Source organism: Candidatus Poriferisodalis sp., assembly GCF_965208895.1.
Lineage (GTDB): Bacteria > Actinomycetota > Acidimicrobiia > Acidimicrobiales > Poriferisodalaceae > Poriferisodalis.
Genome location: NZ_OZ242363.1, coordinates 4266751 through 4282084, shown reverse-complemented (window position 1 = coordinate 4282084; position 15334 = coordinate 4266751). Strand labels below are relative to the sequence as shown.

Sequence of the window (15334 nt, the reverse complement as noted above, 5' to 3'; positions counted from 1 at the left end):
CGCGTCGCGCACAAACCGCCGTTGCGCCCGTACGAGCGCTTTGAGCTGGCGCCGCCGCAAATCGGCGGCCTCTCAGCTTCGTGGGTGCCCTGCCGGGCACTTGCCGCCTAGACGAGGACGCGGATGGCCGCATTGTGTGCCTCGACGTGTACGGGCGCCGCATATGCCTCCGGCCTCTTCTTTCGCGGTTTCTTCAGTGCCCGGGAGTGTCGGGCCTGGGGCGCCGACTGGTGTGGACAGTGTGAGATTGGCGGCGGGCTGCTCACGCGCCGACTCAGTGAACGCGTCCATCATGTCGCCGCACTCAAAGACCCTGTTTCGGCGGCCGGCGCTGCGCTGCTCCAAGATTCCGGCATCGGCGAGTCGGGCGACTGCGTGGCGTGCTGTCCGCTCGTTCGTGTCAAGCAGACGCCGAGCGCTATCCGCTGTGAGGACCGGATTGGCAGGCAGGTGATCGAGCAGCCGGAAGGCCGCGCTCGAAGGGCGAATTCGCTTGGCCGTGGCCTGGGCCGCCCACCGCTGCCGCAGCGCCTCGACGTGCGAGTTCAGCCGGTCATGGAGAATGCACGCATGGAATGTCGCTTCAGCGAGCATCTCAATCCAAGGCTGCGCTGATCTCGACCTGGCCTCGTCGTCAGGAGCGCAGACCAAGCGAAACGAATCCAGTGCGTCGAAGTAACGCGGCCTCTCGATCATCAAAGCTGAGCTGATGGGCAGCGTCCCTCGTCCGATCACCTCCTCACGCAACAGCATGAACTGGATCAGGGCGCGGCCTGTGCGACCGTTGCCGTCCGGGAAGGGATGGATCGTCTCGAATTGGGCATGAGCAATGGCGGCACGAACCAACGGGTCTCCGTCATCTCGGTGGACGTACTCGACCAAATCCTCGAGAAGACCGAGAACGTGCTCAGGCGGAGGTCCGACATGGCGAGCGGCGAGCGGGCCTTTGAGCGCCCCTGCGCCGACCCAATTCTGCCGCTCCCGCAATCGGCCGGCGATCGGGTCATCCCCCATGAGGGTCTCGTGCATGTCGCACAACGATTCGACGGTGAAGCTGGCACCAGACTGCGCAAGGTCTGAGGCGTGCCGGGTGACGCCGATGTTGCGCAACGCCTGCATTTCAGCGTCCGGCGGCTTCTCGCCGAACAACCCCAGTTGGGCCTCTGCCCGGGCAACCCGACGAGCAGAGGGCCGGATGTCCTCGATGGTGCTCGAAGCGATGCTCTCAGCGCGACTCAATAGCCATTCGGCTGGCAAGTCACCTTGACCGAGTGTTTCGCTGAGGGCGCGGCAACGCTCCGATGAGCGCGACAGACGTGCCCATGTGCGGGAGCCCAGGACAGGCTCCCAGCCGGCAATCGGGTGGGGTACGTATGCGTCGAACAGCAAGTCTTGTGGATCGCCGGCGCGGGCGGCTCTTGAGATGTTCTCCCGGTTGTCCCAGTAGCGCCGTTCGGTTCGTCCCATGGCTCGCATCCTTCGCGCACCCGAGTGCTGAGATGACCGCAACCTACGCAATTCGGCAAGTTCGGGTGATCCGTGCTCCTGAGTTTGCCGTAAGTGCAGCCAAGCGGCAAAGAGACCGCCAGCCATCGTCGCAGCCCCCGACTCGTCATCGAAGCGCCGGGAGACGCCGTTCTGCGCTCGGTCTACCCCTAATCGCCACCGCTCGACGCAAGAACCGCACCAACCTGGCCGGCAAGACCAACGGCTGGAAAGCCATCCTCAACGCGCTCACCGTCCACTACGGCGACCGGATCGCCGCCTACATTCGATAAAATCCACCACGCCCGGATACCTAAAAGGTTGGACAGGCCCCTGTCTGAACCCGCAGTGGCCGACGCGGCTTGATCCGCACTCAACGACTTCGACGAGCGAATGGCCCCCGGATCGGCACCTGACCAGAGGCATCTGTCGAGGACATCGTCGGCACGCACAGCCACTTCTTCGATCCGCTGGCGCAATGCCACACGTAGACTACGGTTTTGAGGCCATGACCCCCCCCCCCGGACTCGCTGTTCGCGCCAGCAGCACCGGCTTGGCGGGACAACGTCACTGATTGGTGTTTGGAGCAGTTCCAACACCGCTATGGGTCACACGTCTCGAAGGACGACATCTGGGAGTACCTCTACGGCGTGATGCACGCGCCTGACTGGCGTGAGCGCTTCCGGCACGACCTCCAACGCAGCCTTCCCCGCTTGCCTCTGGCCCCCGATTTTGAGGCATTCCGCGCAGCGGGCCGAGAACTCATGGACCTGCACGTCGGCTATGAGTCCTGTCCTGAATTTCCGCTCGACTGCTTCGTCGATGGCGAAGAAAGCCAAGGCCAGCACCCCGACGCCGCATACCGGATTCAGGCCCGGATGCACTGGGGGCGCTCAGTGGGCAGCGCCAAGCGCGACGACCGGTCGATGCTTCACGTCAACGAGCGCTGTCGTCTTGTCGGCATCCCAGTCGAGTGCCACAGCTACACAGTCTCGGGTCGTTCACCCCTCGAATGGGCAGTCACGACGCTCACTGTCAAGTATGACAAACCGTCGGGAATCACCGACGACCCGAATCGCTGGCATGTCTGGGCTGACGAACCGTTCAACCTGATCAGACACCTTCGTCGCCTTGCCTACGTCGGATCGCAATCGGCGCGGATCATCGCCGCGCTGCCCCTATCGCTCGAAACCGTTGACGAAGCCGCTGACTCAGAGTTGACCGAGTCATGACGCTCTTCGAAACAGGGACAGCGGTGCAGGGACATCTCTTTGAGCCGGTGGTGTTTCGCCAGATTCGCGAGCGGGCGCTGAACTCCACTGAGAAGGGGCGAATGTTCGAGCAGGTGATGCGAGGCGCCTTCGAGGCAAACCCCGAGTTTGATTTCCAACACGTCTGGCTGTGGAATGAATGGCCCGAACGGACCGAACTCGGCTACACGGTTGACATCGGGGTCGACTTGGTAGCGCAGCGCAGGCACGGTGGCCGTGTCGGTGTGCAGTGCAAGTTCTACAAGGACGCCAAAGTTGCCACCAAGGGGATCAACGACTTTCTCGCGCTGGCGTTGAATGACGATTTCGACGGTTCGATCCTGGTCTCAACCGGTCAGATTCCGAAGCACGCCGCGACGAAGCTCATCAAGGGCGGCACCAAGCTCATCGACCTCGCCGAGCTCGAATCGTGGCCCGTCGACTGGCTGGCAGGCCTCGAAGACCCGGATGCCGTGGAATGGGCCAGCGAGCCCAAACGGCCCTTCCCCCACCAGCAGGAAGCGCTGATCGAGATCAGCAAGGGATTCCAGGAACATCGCCGCGGCACAGTGGTGATGCCGTGCGGCACGGGCAAATCACTAGTGGCGATGTGGGCCGCTGAGGAGCACGCTGGCCGGGGCGGATCGGTGCTGTACGCGGTGCCGTCGATTGCGTTAATGGGTCAGACGATGCGCGAGTGGGCGCGGAATCGGTCCATCGCTCACAGCTACTTCGGCGTCTGCTCCGATCCAAGCACGGGTCGGCTACCCAGAGGCGCGGCAGACGAGCTGGCCGCGGTGCAGATTCCCGTGAGCACCGACCGCGCCGACATCGCCCGACGGCTGGCAGAGGCACCGCGCCCCGACGAAATGCGAGTAGTGCTCACCACGTACCACTCGCTGCCGGTAGTGGCCGACGCCATCGAACATGCCAATCAAGCCATCCGCAGCGGCGGTCACGGCTTCGAACCCTTCGATCTGTTTGTCCTCGATGAAGCCCACCGCACGACGGGGATCGAGGACGCAGAAGCCAAGACCGACCGTGTCTCGGGATTCAGACTCGCTCACGACGATCGCCGGTTGCCGGCGCTGCGGCGTCTCTACATGACGGCCACGCCGCGGGTGTTCACGCCTCGACTGAAGGCCAAGGCGGCGAAGATGAGCGAGGAAGCCGGTCGCGACCTCGATTCGTACTCGATGGACGACGACGCCGTGTACGGGCCGCGGTTCTTCAAGATGGCGTTCAGCGATGCCATCGACCAGGGGCTGTTGACCGACTACCGGGTGCTCGTCGTCGGCAAGCGGGCAGGCAGCAACGAACTCAGCGACGCATACGTCGAAGTGCTGCGAACTGAGGATGCCCGGCGAAAGTCGTCGGCTCGGGGCGGCCTGGTGGCGGAGGGCTATGCCACGAAGCTGCTCGGCGTGCTCGACGCCTTGGCTGCGCCGAAGACTGTACGCAGCGACCCACAGAGGATGTCCGGGCAGATCGCGCCCCAAACGGGCGCTCCGCTGCGCTCGGCGATCCTGTTCGCCAGCACGGTGGCGAAATCGAAGCTCGTCGGCGAGGCAGGAGGATTCGCGGAGCTGCTGGGCAACGACCACAGCCTGCTGAGTGCGATCTCCGACGACCTGCGCGCCAAGAGCAGGGCCGAGGGCGAAGCACAGCCGATTCTGCGCATCGAGACCGACCACATGGACGGCAAAACCCGAGCCGATGTGCGTGCCCGTCAACTGTCTTGGCTGCGTGCCGCCAGCACTGCACAAGGTCCACTCGAGGACTCGGGTTCCGACGGCGAAAGTCGCCGTCAAGTACAGGGCGACGGCGGCGACCAGCAAGGGGCCACCTGCCGAGTGCTTGCCAACGCCAAGGTGCTCTCAGAAGGTGTGGACGTGCCTGCCCTCGACGCCGTGGTGTTCATGGACCCGCGCAAGTCGACCATAGACATCACCCAGGCCGTGGGGCGCGCCATCCGCCGGGCCGACGGCAAGGAACTGGGCTACATCGTGATCCCGGTAGTGGTGCCTGAAGGCAGCGAGATGACCAGCGAGGAAGTGCTGGCCGGCTCGGATTTCTCGACCGTGTGGGAGGTAGTGCGAGCCCTCCGCTCCCACGACGACCGCGTGGATCACTGGCTGAACGGTGTCAGCACCAAGCCCCCGATCGACGTCATCGCTCCCGACGACGGCGACAGCGACGCCGAGGATGCCGATGACGCCGATCCGGCCGTGGAACAGCTGGCGCTCGACCTGCAGATCAAGCAGCGCCTCGAACGCGAGGTGTTCTCCAAGATGGTGGATCTCTGCGGTGACAGGCAGATGTGGCCCACGTGGGGCAAGAACGCCGCCAAGGTTTGCGATCAAGTTCGCGACCGACTGTCCGGTGAGCTGCTGGCGCCGATGGAGGCTCAGCAGGAGTTCGAGACGTTCCTGACAGCAATTCGAGAGACTGCGGGCGAACGGATCACCTATCACGACGCGTTGGAGATGGTGGCCCAGCATGTGGTGACCATCCCGATTTTCGATGCGCTATTCGCCGATTCCGGATTCGCCAAGGAAAACCCGATGAGCAAGGCCATGGACCGCCTGCTCGCAGCGCTCGCTCAACACAGCGGCCACATAGATGCCGACGATGCAGCCGATCTGGCTGGGTTCGACTTGGCTGAACAAGTGTTCGGGGCCGAGTTGACACCGCTCACCCGGGCCTACCGCACGATGCGTTCGATGTTGTCCGACGACATCACGCCGGCGCAGAAGGTCGACCTGATGCGCCAGATCTACGACGGATTCTTCGCTCACGCGATGGAAGACGTTACCAAACGGCTCGGGATCGTCTACACCCCGGTCGAGATCGTGGACTTCATGGTGCGCGCCACCGACGCGATTTGCCGCAAGCACTTCGGCAAGGGCCTCACCGCAGAGGGAGTCCACATCTTGGATCCCTTTGTCGGCACCGGCACCTTCATCCATCAGATCCTGACGATCAAGGGTGCCGACGATCGGCCGATCATCCGGCGCGAAGACCTCGCCCGCAAATACCGCCACGAGCTGCACGCGACCGAATTGGTGCTGCTTGCCTACTACGTCGCTGCGCTCAAGATCGAAGCCGGCATGGAGAGCCGGGATGGCTTCGACGACGGCCAGTTCCAGCAGTTCGAGAACATCGTGTACGGCGACACGTTCCTCCAGAACGATGCGCTCAGCAATGGCCGGCTCGAAGGCACCGAAGACAACACCCTGATTGCGCAGATGCAAAACCAGCTGCCGATCCGCGTCATCATCAGCAACCCGCCGTGGTCTGCCGGCCAGAAGAGAGCCAACGACGACAACCCCAACATCGGTTACCCCGAGATTGAGCAGCGGGTGCGCGACACGTACGGCAAGCGGCACCGCGAAGTCACCGGGCAGGGCAGCGGCAAGTCCGGTGGCAACCTCTACGTAGAGGCCATCCGCTGGGCTTCCGACCGGGTCGGCGATCCTGTGCCGACAACCCCGCGTCGGTGCCCCGAGGTGCCGGGCGTGGTCGCCTTCGTGCACCCCAACTCACTCGCCACCGGGATATCTCTGGCCGGCATGCGCGCCGCCCTGCGAGACGAGTTCAGTGATATCTACGTCGTCAACCTGCGGGGCGACGCCTACAAGCAGGGTGAAGAATTCAAACGAGAAGGCGACAAGCTCTTCGGCGGCGGCTCACGCAACGGCGTACAGATCACGTTCCTCGTCAGCGACCCCGATGCACCGAGACCAGACGGGCCTGCCGCTCTCCACTACGCCGAAGTCCCCGAGTACCAGCACCGCACCGCCAAGTTCGCGTGGCTCGAATCCATTGCTCCGGGCACAGACACCTTCTGGGACAGCTTCGAGAAGGTGCCGATCGGCGCCTCCCACGACTGGGTCAACCTCACCGACAACGCTTTCGGAGAATTGCCGATATCTCTCTGCGCCCTGACCCGTGACCGTCGAGACGACGTGGCGGTCAGCCAGCACGCGCTCGGCCTCACCACAAACTGCGACACGTATGTGTATTCGTTCAGCCGCGACGATCTGGCGGAAAGAATGCGAGCATTCGTCGCCGCCTACGAGCGTGCGCGACGCGCCATCCACGAGCGGAACGTACCTCTTGATGTCGCCACCGCAGACGAGGAGGTCGAGGACATCAAGTGGCACGCGCGCCTTCGCCAAGCAGTCAAGGCCAACATCCAGATCGAGTTCGACGAGGATCGGATTCGGCCAGTGCTCTACCGGCCCTTCCAGCAGCTCTGGCTCTACGAAGACGATCGCATCCTCTCCAGCGTCAAGACCATCGCGGCCATGTTCCCGCGCGACGGCAATGACCCCCCCCCCCCCGCTCTTGGTCTCGACACCAACCAACCGAGCCATCTTCGGATGCCTCACAACAGTTGTCTCACCAGACCTCTGCGCCGCTGGGACGAATCAGCCGACCCGAGTCATCCCGCGCCAGCGATATTGATGACGACGCCATCCAACATGGCACTATTCGCAGTTCTGGCGACGCCGAAGCTGGCCGATCTTCACGCGACGGCACCGGGCCAAGCGACACGCTGTCTGCCGAGGCGCTCCTGATCGCCGCCACAAGCAACCGGACCGTCTACGACGTCTTGGCTTCCAGTCTGCTGCCGGACCTCCACACGGTCGATCCTGCCTGTCGAGCGGTTCCGCGCAACTTCATCGCGTAAGCGCCGATTCCCCGCGCCTACGCTGTCGAACGTCGCGTCGGGCCCCGCGTGCTGGAGGATGCCGTTGCGAGCAGAGCGTTCGACGCATGGGAAAGGGCTCGGGCCGACATCGTCGAGAAGTGGAACTTCATGTCCGACAAAGCCAACTTGGAGCCGCGCATTCCGCCCCGCCTCCTCCGGGCAGCCGACGTCGTGCGTGACCATCCGCCCGCAAGCATGACCCAGGACGAGATCGACCGGGCGATCGACACGATTAGGGCGCCCTACCCTGAGCGCACTATCCGAACCTTCCAGAGCGCGCTCGCTAGCTCACCCGAGCCTGCCGAGCAGTCCGAGCAGATAATCCGGGTCATCCGCGACCTCGGGTTGCATCCCTACGTGCCTCCCGAACCGCTCCCCGAAGTCACTCCCGACGACGTCTACTGCGTCACCTGGCTCGCCCTCATCTGAGGCGAGACGACCTTCATGTGTAGGAATTTCCAAGCCCTGAACCGTGCATCAACGGGTGTGTGGCAGGGCACGCTTAGCCTGAATCCACCGGTGGGGTGGTTGGGAAACAGCCCTGCCCGCCCGGGCGAGCAGCCAGCCCCTGACGCCGTCGCGCCAGGGCCGCCGGCAACGTAATGGGGGTCATTGGGGCGTGGTGGTGCCCGGTTCGGCTTGGGGGGGTTGGGTTGTGTGCTGCGCTTTTGGGGGTGTGCTGCGCTTTTGGGGGTGTGCTGCGCCGGGCGGCTGGGCGCTGGGGGCGGTTCAGCAGTGTTGGGGCAGGCTGCGGATCTTGTCGAGCGCGGCGGCGAACGTGTGAGCCCAGGGCCATCGGGCGGGGAGCCGCAGGGTGGGCCGTCCGCTGCGGTTGACGAGCCGGCCGGGGACGGCGAGCAGGCGGCGTGCGATGGTGGCGGCGACGGTGAGCTTTCGGGGGTCGTGGACGTGTCCGATGCGCGCTGTCCAGCGTGCGATGTTGTGCGCGAGCACGGCGCAGGCGAGCCATGCGGCGTTGGCGGCGAAGCGTCCTGAGGGGCTGTGGGCGAGGCCGCCGGCTTTGAGGTCTTTGATGGCGAGCTCGACGCGTGCGTGACGGCGGTAGGCGGCGTCGGCTGTTTTGGTGTCGAGCGTTTCGGCGTCGATGTCGGTGACGACGGCGTGGTGGCGCCAGTCGGGGAACAGGTCGCCTTGCTCGCCGACGATGCGGGTGCGGCGCACCACCAGCCGCACCGTGCGAGCGGGCTTGCCGCGGCGGCGCCGGCTCGAGGTCAACGTCGTCTCGGCGACGTGTGCCTCGCCGTCGTCGGTGTAGCCGATCGGGGTCCATTCGTCGTCGTCGATCGCGGCGATCGCCTTGTCGACAGCGGGGTTGCGGCCCACAGCGATCAGGAACCTCACGTCGAGCTTGTCGAGCCGCTCGGTCAGGTCCCAGGAGAAGAACCCTGCGTCGGCGCGCAGCGTCAGCGCCGCCTGTGGCGCCAACCGCCGCGTCCTGGCGACGGTCTCGGACACGAACCGCAGGTGTCCTTTCTGGGAGGACCCCTTGCGCATCCGCGAATGCAATATCTCGCCGGTGTCGTCGCGCACCGCGACCAACGGGTGATAGCCCAGCGTGCGCGTATGCCCATAGGCGGCGCCTTGCTTCGCGTCGGAGTGCACCTCGCGGACCGTCGAGTCGACATCGATCGTGACCTGCTCGGCCGCAGGGGCGGCGCCTGCGTCCCACGCGCGGCCCAACGCCAGCTCCTGCGCGCGGTCGAGCTGACGCACATGACCGAACGTGAACGACCTCGCGAACGTCCCCAACGTCGACGGCGCCACAGGCGCGAACCCCAGCACCGACCTTGTCGACGCGGCCCGCAGCCTGTCCGCGTCCGAAAAGAACGAACCGCCCACCAGCATCGAGCACACCGCCGTGAGCACCTTGGCACCCGAACCGCGGCCCGACCCCGGCGGCGTCACCACCTCATCGATCAACGACTCCAGACCCAGCCGGGCCACCAGCGACCCCGCCAACAACAACCCCGCATCGGCGACCAAAGACTCCTCGTCGAACACTGCCTCAATCCGGTCCAGACCCCCAGCTACGCTGCTCACAGAAAGTGCCTCCCGTCATGGCATCACGCCGACTATTCGTCAACGGCAAAATGCCACGTCAGGAGGCCTTTCTGGTGGACGCGCACCACCCAAACCCGCCACCCCACCGGTGGATCCAGGCTTAGGCTGATGACTGGAACCCCGCGGAGGTGAGGTGACAGCGAAGAAGCATGCTGACAGTGAGGTAGCGACTGGCGCTGCTATGGGGGCAGGCATTTACTCATTTCCCCAGGCGGCACAGATTGTGGAGCGAAACCGAGATGTCTCGCGTGCCCAGATTCGTCGCTGGATGACGGTCGTCAAGCCGCCGACGCAGGACAAGAACACCTCGGCGACGATTGGATTTCTCGATCTGATCGGCTTGGAAATGGTGTGCCGCTTTCGCGACCGCGGCGCTTCGCTCCAGAGGGTCCGTCGGGTGCTCGACGGCATGCGTGAGCGGTTTCCAGACATTCAGCACCCGCTAGCTCACGAGTCCTTCTACACCGACGGGCACAGCGTCTGGATTGAATTTCAAGGGCACGCGGAGGAGATCGTTGGAAACCGCAAGGGACAGTGGGCCATCACCTCAGCCATCAAGACGTTCGCCGAGGAGATCCAGTTCGTCGACGAACGCGCTGCCTCGTGGGATATCGCTGAATGGATCGAGATCAACCCACGCATCTGCTTCGGCGCTCCGGTGGTGGCGGGCACCAGGATCCCCGTCAGGTCCATCGTCGCGAGCCTCGCTGAAGATCCCCCCGAAGAGGTCGCACGGGGGTTCAACCTCAGCGTGACCCGAGTAAAGGCTTGTGCGGAGTTCGCTCGACACACCGCGTGACATCCGCTTCTGCCTCGACGCGAACATCTCTCCGCGGGCAGCTGCGGGCATCGACAATGTGATTCACGTTTCCGAAGTGGATGCCCTCAGCCGGACGCACGGCGGCCATTCCAATGCCGATGACTACGACATTGCCGTCTGGTGCGCGGAGAACAGCTACGTGTTGGTTACCTGCGACAACGACTTCCGATCCCGAAGGCAGCGCACACAATTCATCCAGCAGGTCGGAGTCGAAGTCATCATCTTCACGTACGAACTGGCTGGCCTCGCCAATCACGTATCGACATGGCGAGACGGATACCTCTATGGGAGCAGAAGCTCAACGGGCTCGGCTACGCCCCGCGCGTCTGGCTGCAAGTTCGGCGCGGCACACTGCGTGAGGACCGGCCGGACCCGGCATCGGTGAGAGATTGATGTCGATTCGGGACAAGCTCGCCTCGGGGGTGCGCGGTCAACTATGAGCTACACCGAAGCCGAAGTGTCGGCCGCACGGAATGCGATGCACAAGTACCGCGGAGAGATCGATGGCGAGATCGCGGCTGCATTGGCGGTGGTGGGCCTCAGCGCCGAGCGGGCACACAAAGAAGCCGAGATGCGAGACGACATGATCCGGGTGGCCCACCGATCCGGCGCCTCGCTGCGCCAGCTTGCGGAAGTGTCCGGACTCGGGCGCGAGACGGTGACAGCCATCGTTGAGGCCGGACCAGCCCAGCACTGACTCAGATCACTAGGCGCGGCGGGCGATTGGCAGCGCTAGCTGCGCCTCTCCGTCAGCTCAGTCCAAGGCGTCTGCGTCGGTGATGAGAAAGATCATCGAGGCTTCGCAGGCCACCTGGCCGTCGACACTCGCCGTGCCCGATGCCCGCCCTGCCCGAGGCGACAGCCGGTGGATCGTGGCTTCGAGGCGCAGCGTGTCGCCCGGGGCGACCTGGCGTCGGAAGCGAGCCTTGTCGATACCACCGAAGAGCGCCAGCTTGCCTTCCAGCGACGATGCCGAAGCTGCCGCGAGACCGGCTGTTTGTGCAATCGCTTCAACCATGAGGACTCCGGGCAGCGTCGGTCGACCCGGGAAGTGACCAGCAAAGAAGTTCTCGTCGCCGCTGAGGTGCCACAGCGCGACGCAATGCTCGCCCGGCTCAAGCTCCACGATCTCATCGACGAACAGGAACGGCGCCCGGTGCGGCAGCAGCTCGTCGGGTCGAGGCAAATCAGTGTCGCTCGGCGATTCAGGTGCTGGGTCGCTCACGGGGGCGAAGCTACAGCCCGGCTGCATCGAGGGGCCGGACGCCGATTGAGCTCATCGGGCCGCTGAAGATGGCGGCCGAACCGATGCTCACTCGTCTCCGAATGTGCTCCGCTGGTAGGCGACTACGGCGGCGATTTCTGCGTCGGCGAGGATCCCGCCGAATGGGGGCATCGAGCCTCGGCCTGTCCATACGACCGACAGGTGGCTCCGAACACTCAGCCGCTCGTCGACACCGTCGAGCGCTGCGCCGACGCCGCCGCTGCCGTCGCTGCCGTGGCATACCGAGCAGCTGTCGCCGAAGACTTCGCTCCCGAGCGCCACATCAGCACTGGCGAACGCCAGCTCCAGCCGGTCGAGATCGGCCTCAGTCGCGTCTGCAGCACCACAGGCAGCGAGCCCGACGGCGACGACGAGCACGATGCCCGCTGCGGCGAAGAACTGCGCCACCGAGCCCACGAGCCGTGGGTTGGCAATGTTCCCAGGCGGCCCGCAGCGACGAGAGTCCCGGGGGACTTGTGAGGACTGCGCGAGATCTGTCGGAGTGGAGCGACGCGGGAAGTTCATCGGGTCACCCGGTCGGTGCCGACGCCGGTGTAGCGGCTCGGCGGCTCGTTCCAGCGGCGCGACATCCAGTCGGCGTCGCGGTAGTGGGCATGGAAATGGTCGGGTATCTGGCGCATCACCTGGTCCACCCTTCCGCCGTTGGGTCCGAAACGCTGCTCGCCTGCATCGATCAAGCGGGCCAGCATCGCATCCAACTCCGGGGCGGGCGGTTCGGTTCCGTGCCGCTTCCAGACAACCATCGGCGTTGCGCACACCTCGCAGTCGGCGACCCAGCAGAGCTCATCCTCGAAGTACCAGTGCGTGAAGCGTGCCGCCTCGCACAGTTCGCAGTCGGGATCGAACTCGGGCGAATCCGTCTGCGCGTCACCGCAAGGTGCCGGCGAAGCAGCGTCAGGTTCGACCGCCCTCACCGCTCAGCCGCGATCGAGCGCCGTCCGGTACGAGGCCACGAGCTCGCCGACCGCCTCGGGACCGTCGGACATCAGCGTCCGGACGACGGTGGAACCGATGATGGCGCCATCGGACACCTCGCAGGCCTCAACGGCTTGAGACGGCGAGCCGATGCCGACGCCGGTGAGCACCGGCCGATCGGTGACGGCCAGGCAGCGTGCGGCAATCTCGGTGGCCGTGCGGGCGAGCGATGCACGCTCGCCGGTCACGCCGAGCAGGCCGACTGCATAGACGAACCCCCGGGACGCGCCGCACAATTCGCCAAGCCGGTGCTCGGGCGTGGTGGGTGCTGCCAGCAGAATCGCCTCGATGCCGGCCTCGGCGGCATCGTCGAGCCACGGCCCAGCCTCGATGTACGGCAGGTCGGGCAGGATCGCCCCCGACACCCCCGCCTCGACCAGCGCGGCGGCGAACCGCTCGTGGCCCTGGTGGTGGCAGATGTTGTAGTAGGTCATCACTGCGTGAGGAATGCCGGTGTCGAGTTCCCGCGCCTCTTCCAGCACCGATGCCGGCGTCGCGCCTTCGTCCAGCGCTGCGGTGGAGGCTTGCTGGATGACCGGTCCGTCGATCACCGGGTCTGAGAAGGGAATACCGATCTCGATGGCGTCGGCGCCGGCGGCCGCGGCCGCTTCGACGGCACGCTGCCAGCCCTTGTAGCCGCCCGTGACGTAGGGAATGAGCAGCTTTGCGCCGCTGTCGCGCCGAGCCCGCAACCATGTCTCGAGCGCGCCGAATGATGGGGCCTGCGAGCTGACGACTGCCCCGGTCACGAGACGGTTCCCTGCATGCCGAGCACGTCCATCATCTGGTCGACGTCCTTGTCGCCACGGCCCGAGAGGTTCATGAGCACGGTCTGACCCTGCATCTGCGGCGCTGCACGCACGATCCATGCGAGCGCGTGCGCGCACTCCAGCGCCGGGATGATGCCTTCAGCCCGGCTCATCAGCGTGAACGCTTCGACTACCTCCTCGTCGGTCACGCTCGGATACTCGGCCCGGCCGATGGCCGCGAGGTACGCGTGCTCAGGTCCGACACCGGGATAGTCCAGGCCTGCCGAGATGGACTCTGCCTCCATCACCTGGCCTACCTCATCCTGCATGAGGTAGCTGGTCATGCCGTGCACCACGCCGGGCACACCGCGCCCGACAGCGGCACCGCCAGCGGGCTCGACGCCGACGAGCCGGGCGTCGCCGTCGGCGAAGCCCGAGAAGATCCCAGCGGCGTTGCTGCCCCCGCCGACGCACGCGACCACCACGTCAGGGTCGCCGCCGGTCAGGTCCTTGCACTGCGCAGCGGCCTCGTCGCCGAGGATGTGATGGAAGGTGCGCACCATCCACGGGTAGGGGTGGGGTCCCATCACCGAGCCCAGGCAGTAATGCGTGTGCTCGACGGTGGCCACCCAGTCGCGCAACGCCTCGTTGACGGCGTCCTTGAGGGTGCGGCTGCCCGATTGAACCGACTCCACCTCGGACCCGAGCAACTGCATGCGGAACACGTTCAGGGCCTGACGGTCGACGTCGACGGCCCCCATGTACACCTTGCACTCCATCCCCAGCAATGCCGCCGCCGTCGCCGTCGCGACGCCGTGCTGACCGGCACCCGTCTCGGCTACCAGCCGCGTCTTGCCCATGCGCTGAGCGAGCAACGCCTGCCCGATGACGTTGTTGATCTTGTGCGAGCCGGTGTGGTTGAGGTCTTCCCGCTTGGCCAGCAGGCGCACACCGAGCTGGCGCGACAGGTTGCGGCACTCGGTCAATGGCGAGGGTCGTCCGCCGTAATCGCGCAGCGTGGTCTCGAATTCGGCCACGAACGCCGGATCAGCCCAGGCCTGGCGAAACGCCGCCTCTAGCTCCTCGCAGGCAGCGACCAAGGTCTCGGGCACAAATCGGCCGCCAAACTCGCCGAAACGGCCATCGGTCGTGGGCTCGCCCATGACCGACCTCAGGCTCGTCGTAGGTTCACCCATGACCGACCTCAAACCCGGGGTGGGCTCGTCGGTTGCTGCAGCCATGTCGTCCCTCGCTCAGTCGTCGCGCCAGTCGTACGGCGCCTCAGGGCCCGGCACCGCTGACTCGTCGGCATCCTCGTAGAGAGCCCCAGCGTCGGTTGCCTTCGCAATGAACTCACGCATAGCGAGCACGTCCTTGCGGCCGGGTTCCGACTCGACTCCTGATGCCACGTCCACGCCCCAGGGCCGCACAATCTCGATGGCCTGCGCCACGTTGGAGGCGCGCAGCCCGCCTGCGAGCAACAATCTCATGCCGCGATCTCGGCCTTCCAGCTGTCGCCAGTCGAAGACTCGCCCGCTACCAGGCTCGGAGCTGTCCAGCATCAGCACCGAAGCGCCGTAGTCACGCACTCGCTCGACATTGGGATCGCCTGCGACGAAAGCCTTGATGAGCCCGGGCACCCGCTCGGCGACCCAGCGGCTGTCGGCCGCCGTCTCGTTGCCGTGCAATTGGGCCAGCCGCAAGCCGGCGCCGTCCATGATCTGCACCACGCGCTCGGGCAGCTCGTTGCGAAAGACGCCAACCGTGACGATGCCGCCCGGCAGCCGGCGAATGATGTCGCGCGCCAGCCGCGGCGAGATCTGCCGTGGCGATCCGGGCACGAAGTTGAAGCCGATCGCATCGGCACCCATGCCGACAGCGACGAGCGCATCCTCTTCGTTGGTGACACCACAGATCTTTACGAACATGTCACTGCTGGCACCTCAGGGGACCTCTCGCCGATACGGGCTC

At 65.4% G+C, this 15334-nt stretch carries 15 protein-coding genes; 7 read left to right on the top strand and 8 right to left on the bottom strand.

The features are described from left to right. Nucleotides 1-72: 72 nt before the first annotated feature. Nucleotides 73-1467: a Fic family protein gene (locus ACOGJB_RS19240; RefSeq protein ID WP_419838682.1), complete on the bottom strand. Its 1395-nt coding sequence runs from the start codon at nt 1465-1467 to the stop codon at nt 73-75. Nucleotides 1468-1499: 32 nt separating this feature from the next. Between ACOGJB_RS19240 and ACOGJB_RS19235 the strand changes: the two genes are divergently transcribed. From ACOGJB_RS19235 to ACOGJB_RS19220, 4 genes are all read left to right on the top strand, one after another. Then, the gene (locus ACOGJB_RS19235; protein ID WP_419838681.1) at nt 1500-1778 is read left to right on the top strand and encodes a hypothetical protein; all 279 of its coding nucleotides are present in this window, start codon (nt 1500-1502) and stop codon (nt 1776-1778) included. A 237-nt stretch (nt 1779-2015) separates the two neighbouring features. Then, nucleotides 2016-2717 (top strand): type ISP restriction/modification enzyme, encoded by a 702-nt coding sequence (locus tag ACOGJB_RS19230; RefSeq protein ID WP_419840777.1) that lies wholly within the window; start codon nt 2016-2018, stop codon nt 2715-2717. Further along, nucleotides 2714-7318, top strand: coding sequence for a type ISP restriction/modification enzyme (locus ACOGJB_RS19225; protein ID WP_419838680.1), 4605 nt, complete (start codon nt 2714-2716; stop codon nt 7316-7318). The genes ACOGJB_RS19230 and ACOGJB_RS19225 overlap by 4 nt, the downstream gene beginning before the upstream one ends. Before the next feature lie 161 nt (nt 7319-7479). Then, a complete protein-coding gene (locus ACOGJB_RS19220; protein WP_419838679.1) occupies nt 7480-7881 on the top strand; it encodes a hypothetical protein in 402 nt (133 codons plus the stop codon). A 300-nt stretch (nt 7882-8181) separates the two neighbouring features. Here the strand turns inward: ACOGJB_RS19220 and ACOGJB_RS19215 are convergent, their stop codons facing one another. Next, complete coding sequence (locus tag ACOGJB_RS19215) at nt 8182-9513, bottom strand: IS1380 family transposase (RefSeq protein ID WP_419837032.1); 1332 nt, start codon at nt 9511-9513, stop codon at nt 8182-8184. A 154-nt stretch (nt 9514-9667) separates the two neighbouring features. Between ACOGJB_RS19215 and ACOGJB_RS19210 the strand changes: the two genes are divergently transcribed. The 3 genes from ACOGJB_RS19210 to ACOGJB_RS19200 are packed head-to-tail and all read left to right on the top strand — an operon-like array spanning nt 9668 to nt 11051. Next, complete coding sequence (locus tag ACOGJB_RS19210; RefSeq protein ID WP_419838678.1) at nt 9668-10333, top strand: DUF433 domain-containing protein; 666 nt, start codon at nt 9668-9670, stop codon at nt 10331-10333. Beyond that, nucleotides 10305-10739 carry a DUF5615 family PIN-like protein gene (locus ACOGJB_RS19205; RefSeq protein ID WP_419838677.1) on the top strand — a complete coding sequence of 145 codons (435 nt, stop codon included), beginning with the start codon at nt 10305-10307 and terminating at the stop codon, nt 10737-10739. Before ACOGJB_RS19210 ends, ACOGJB_RS19205 begins: the two co-directional genes overlap by 29 nt. A 51-nt stretch (nt 10740-10790) precedes the next feature. Then, nucleotides 10791-11051, top strand: a complete 261-nt coding sequence (locus ACOGJB_RS19200; protein ID WP_419838676.1) for a hypothetical protein — start codon at nt 10791-10793, stop codon at nt 11049-11051. A gap of 57 nt (nt 11052-11108) precedes the next feature. Here ACOGJB_RS19200 and fabZ read toward each other — a convergent pair whose 3' ends face one another. The 6 genes from fabZ to ACOGJB_RS19170 form a co-directional block, all read right to left on the bottom strand. After that, nucleotides 11109-11540, bottom strand: coding sequence for a 3-hydroxyacyl-ACP dehydratase FabZ (fabZ, locus tag ACOGJB_RS19195; protein ID WP_419840776.1), 432 nt, complete (start codon nt 11538-11540; stop codon nt 11109-11111). Nucleotides 11541-11666: 126 nt separating this feature from the next. After that, complete coding sequence (locus tag ACOGJB_RS19190; RefSeq protein WP_419838675.1) at nt 11667-12143, bottom strand: c-type cytochrome; 477 nt, start codon at nt 12141-12143, stop codon at nt 11667-11669. Continuing rightward, a complete protein-coding gene (locus ACOGJB_RS19185; RefSeq protein WP_419838674.1) occupies nt 12140-12553 on the bottom strand; it encodes a hypothetical protein in 414 nt (137 codons plus the stop codon). The genes ACOGJB_RS19190 and ACOGJB_RS19185 overlap by 4 nt, the downstream gene beginning before the upstream one ends. Nucleotides 12554-12556: 3 nt before the next feature. Then, a complete protein-coding gene (trpA, locus tag ACOGJB_RS19180) occupies nt 12557-13363 on the bottom strand; it encodes a tryptophan synthase subunit alpha (RefSeq protein WP_419838673.1) in 807 nt (268 codons plus the stop codon). After that, nucleotides 13360-14526: a tryptophan synthase subunit beta gene (trpB, locus tag ACOGJB_RS19175; protein WP_419840775.1), complete on the bottom strand. Its 1167-nt coding sequence runs from the start codon at nt 14524-14526 to the stop codon at nt 13360-13362. The genes trpA and trpB overlap by 4 nt, the downstream gene beginning before the upstream one ends. Nucleotides 14527-14616: 90 nt before the next feature. Next, complete coding sequence (locus ACOGJB_RS19170) at nt 14617-15291, bottom strand: phosphoribosylanthranilate isomerase (RefSeq protein ID WP_419838672.1); 675 nt, start codon at nt 15289-15291, stop codon at nt 14617-14619. Nucleotides 15292-15334 lie beyond the last annotated feature (43 nt).

Excerpts from the sequence above, each read along its gene's own strand:
- ACOGJB_RS19235 (WP_419838681.1), top strand. The coding sequence starts at position 1,500 with ATGACCGCAACCTACGCAATTCGGCAAGTTCGGGTGATCCGTGCTCCT.
- ACOGJB_RS19240 (WP_419838682.1), bottom strand. The coding sequence starts at position 1,467 with ATGGGACGAACCGAACGGCGCTACTGGGACAACCGGGAGAACATCTCA.
- trpB (WP_419840775.1), bottom strand. The coding sequence starts at position 14,526 with ATGGGCGAGCCCACGACCGATGGCCGTTTCGGCGAGTTTGGCGGCCGA.
- ACOGJB_RS19200 (WP_419838676.1), top strand. The coding sequence starts at position 10,791 with ATGAGCTACACCGAAGCCGAAGTGTCGGCCGCACGGAATGCGATGCAC.
- ACOGJB_RS19225 (WP_419838680.1), top strand. The coding sequence starts at position 2,714 with ATGACGCTCTTCGAAACAGGGACAGCGGTGCAGGGACATCTCTTTGAG.
- ACOGJB_RS19190 (WP_419838675.1), bottom strand. The coding sequence starts at position 12,143 with ATGAACTTCCCGCGTCGCTCCACTCCGACAGATCTCGCGCAGTCCTCA.
- ACOGJB_RS19170 (WP_419838672.1), bottom strand. The coding sequence starts at position 15,291 with ATGTTCGTAAAGATCTGTGGTGTCACCAACGAAGAGGATGCGCTCGTC.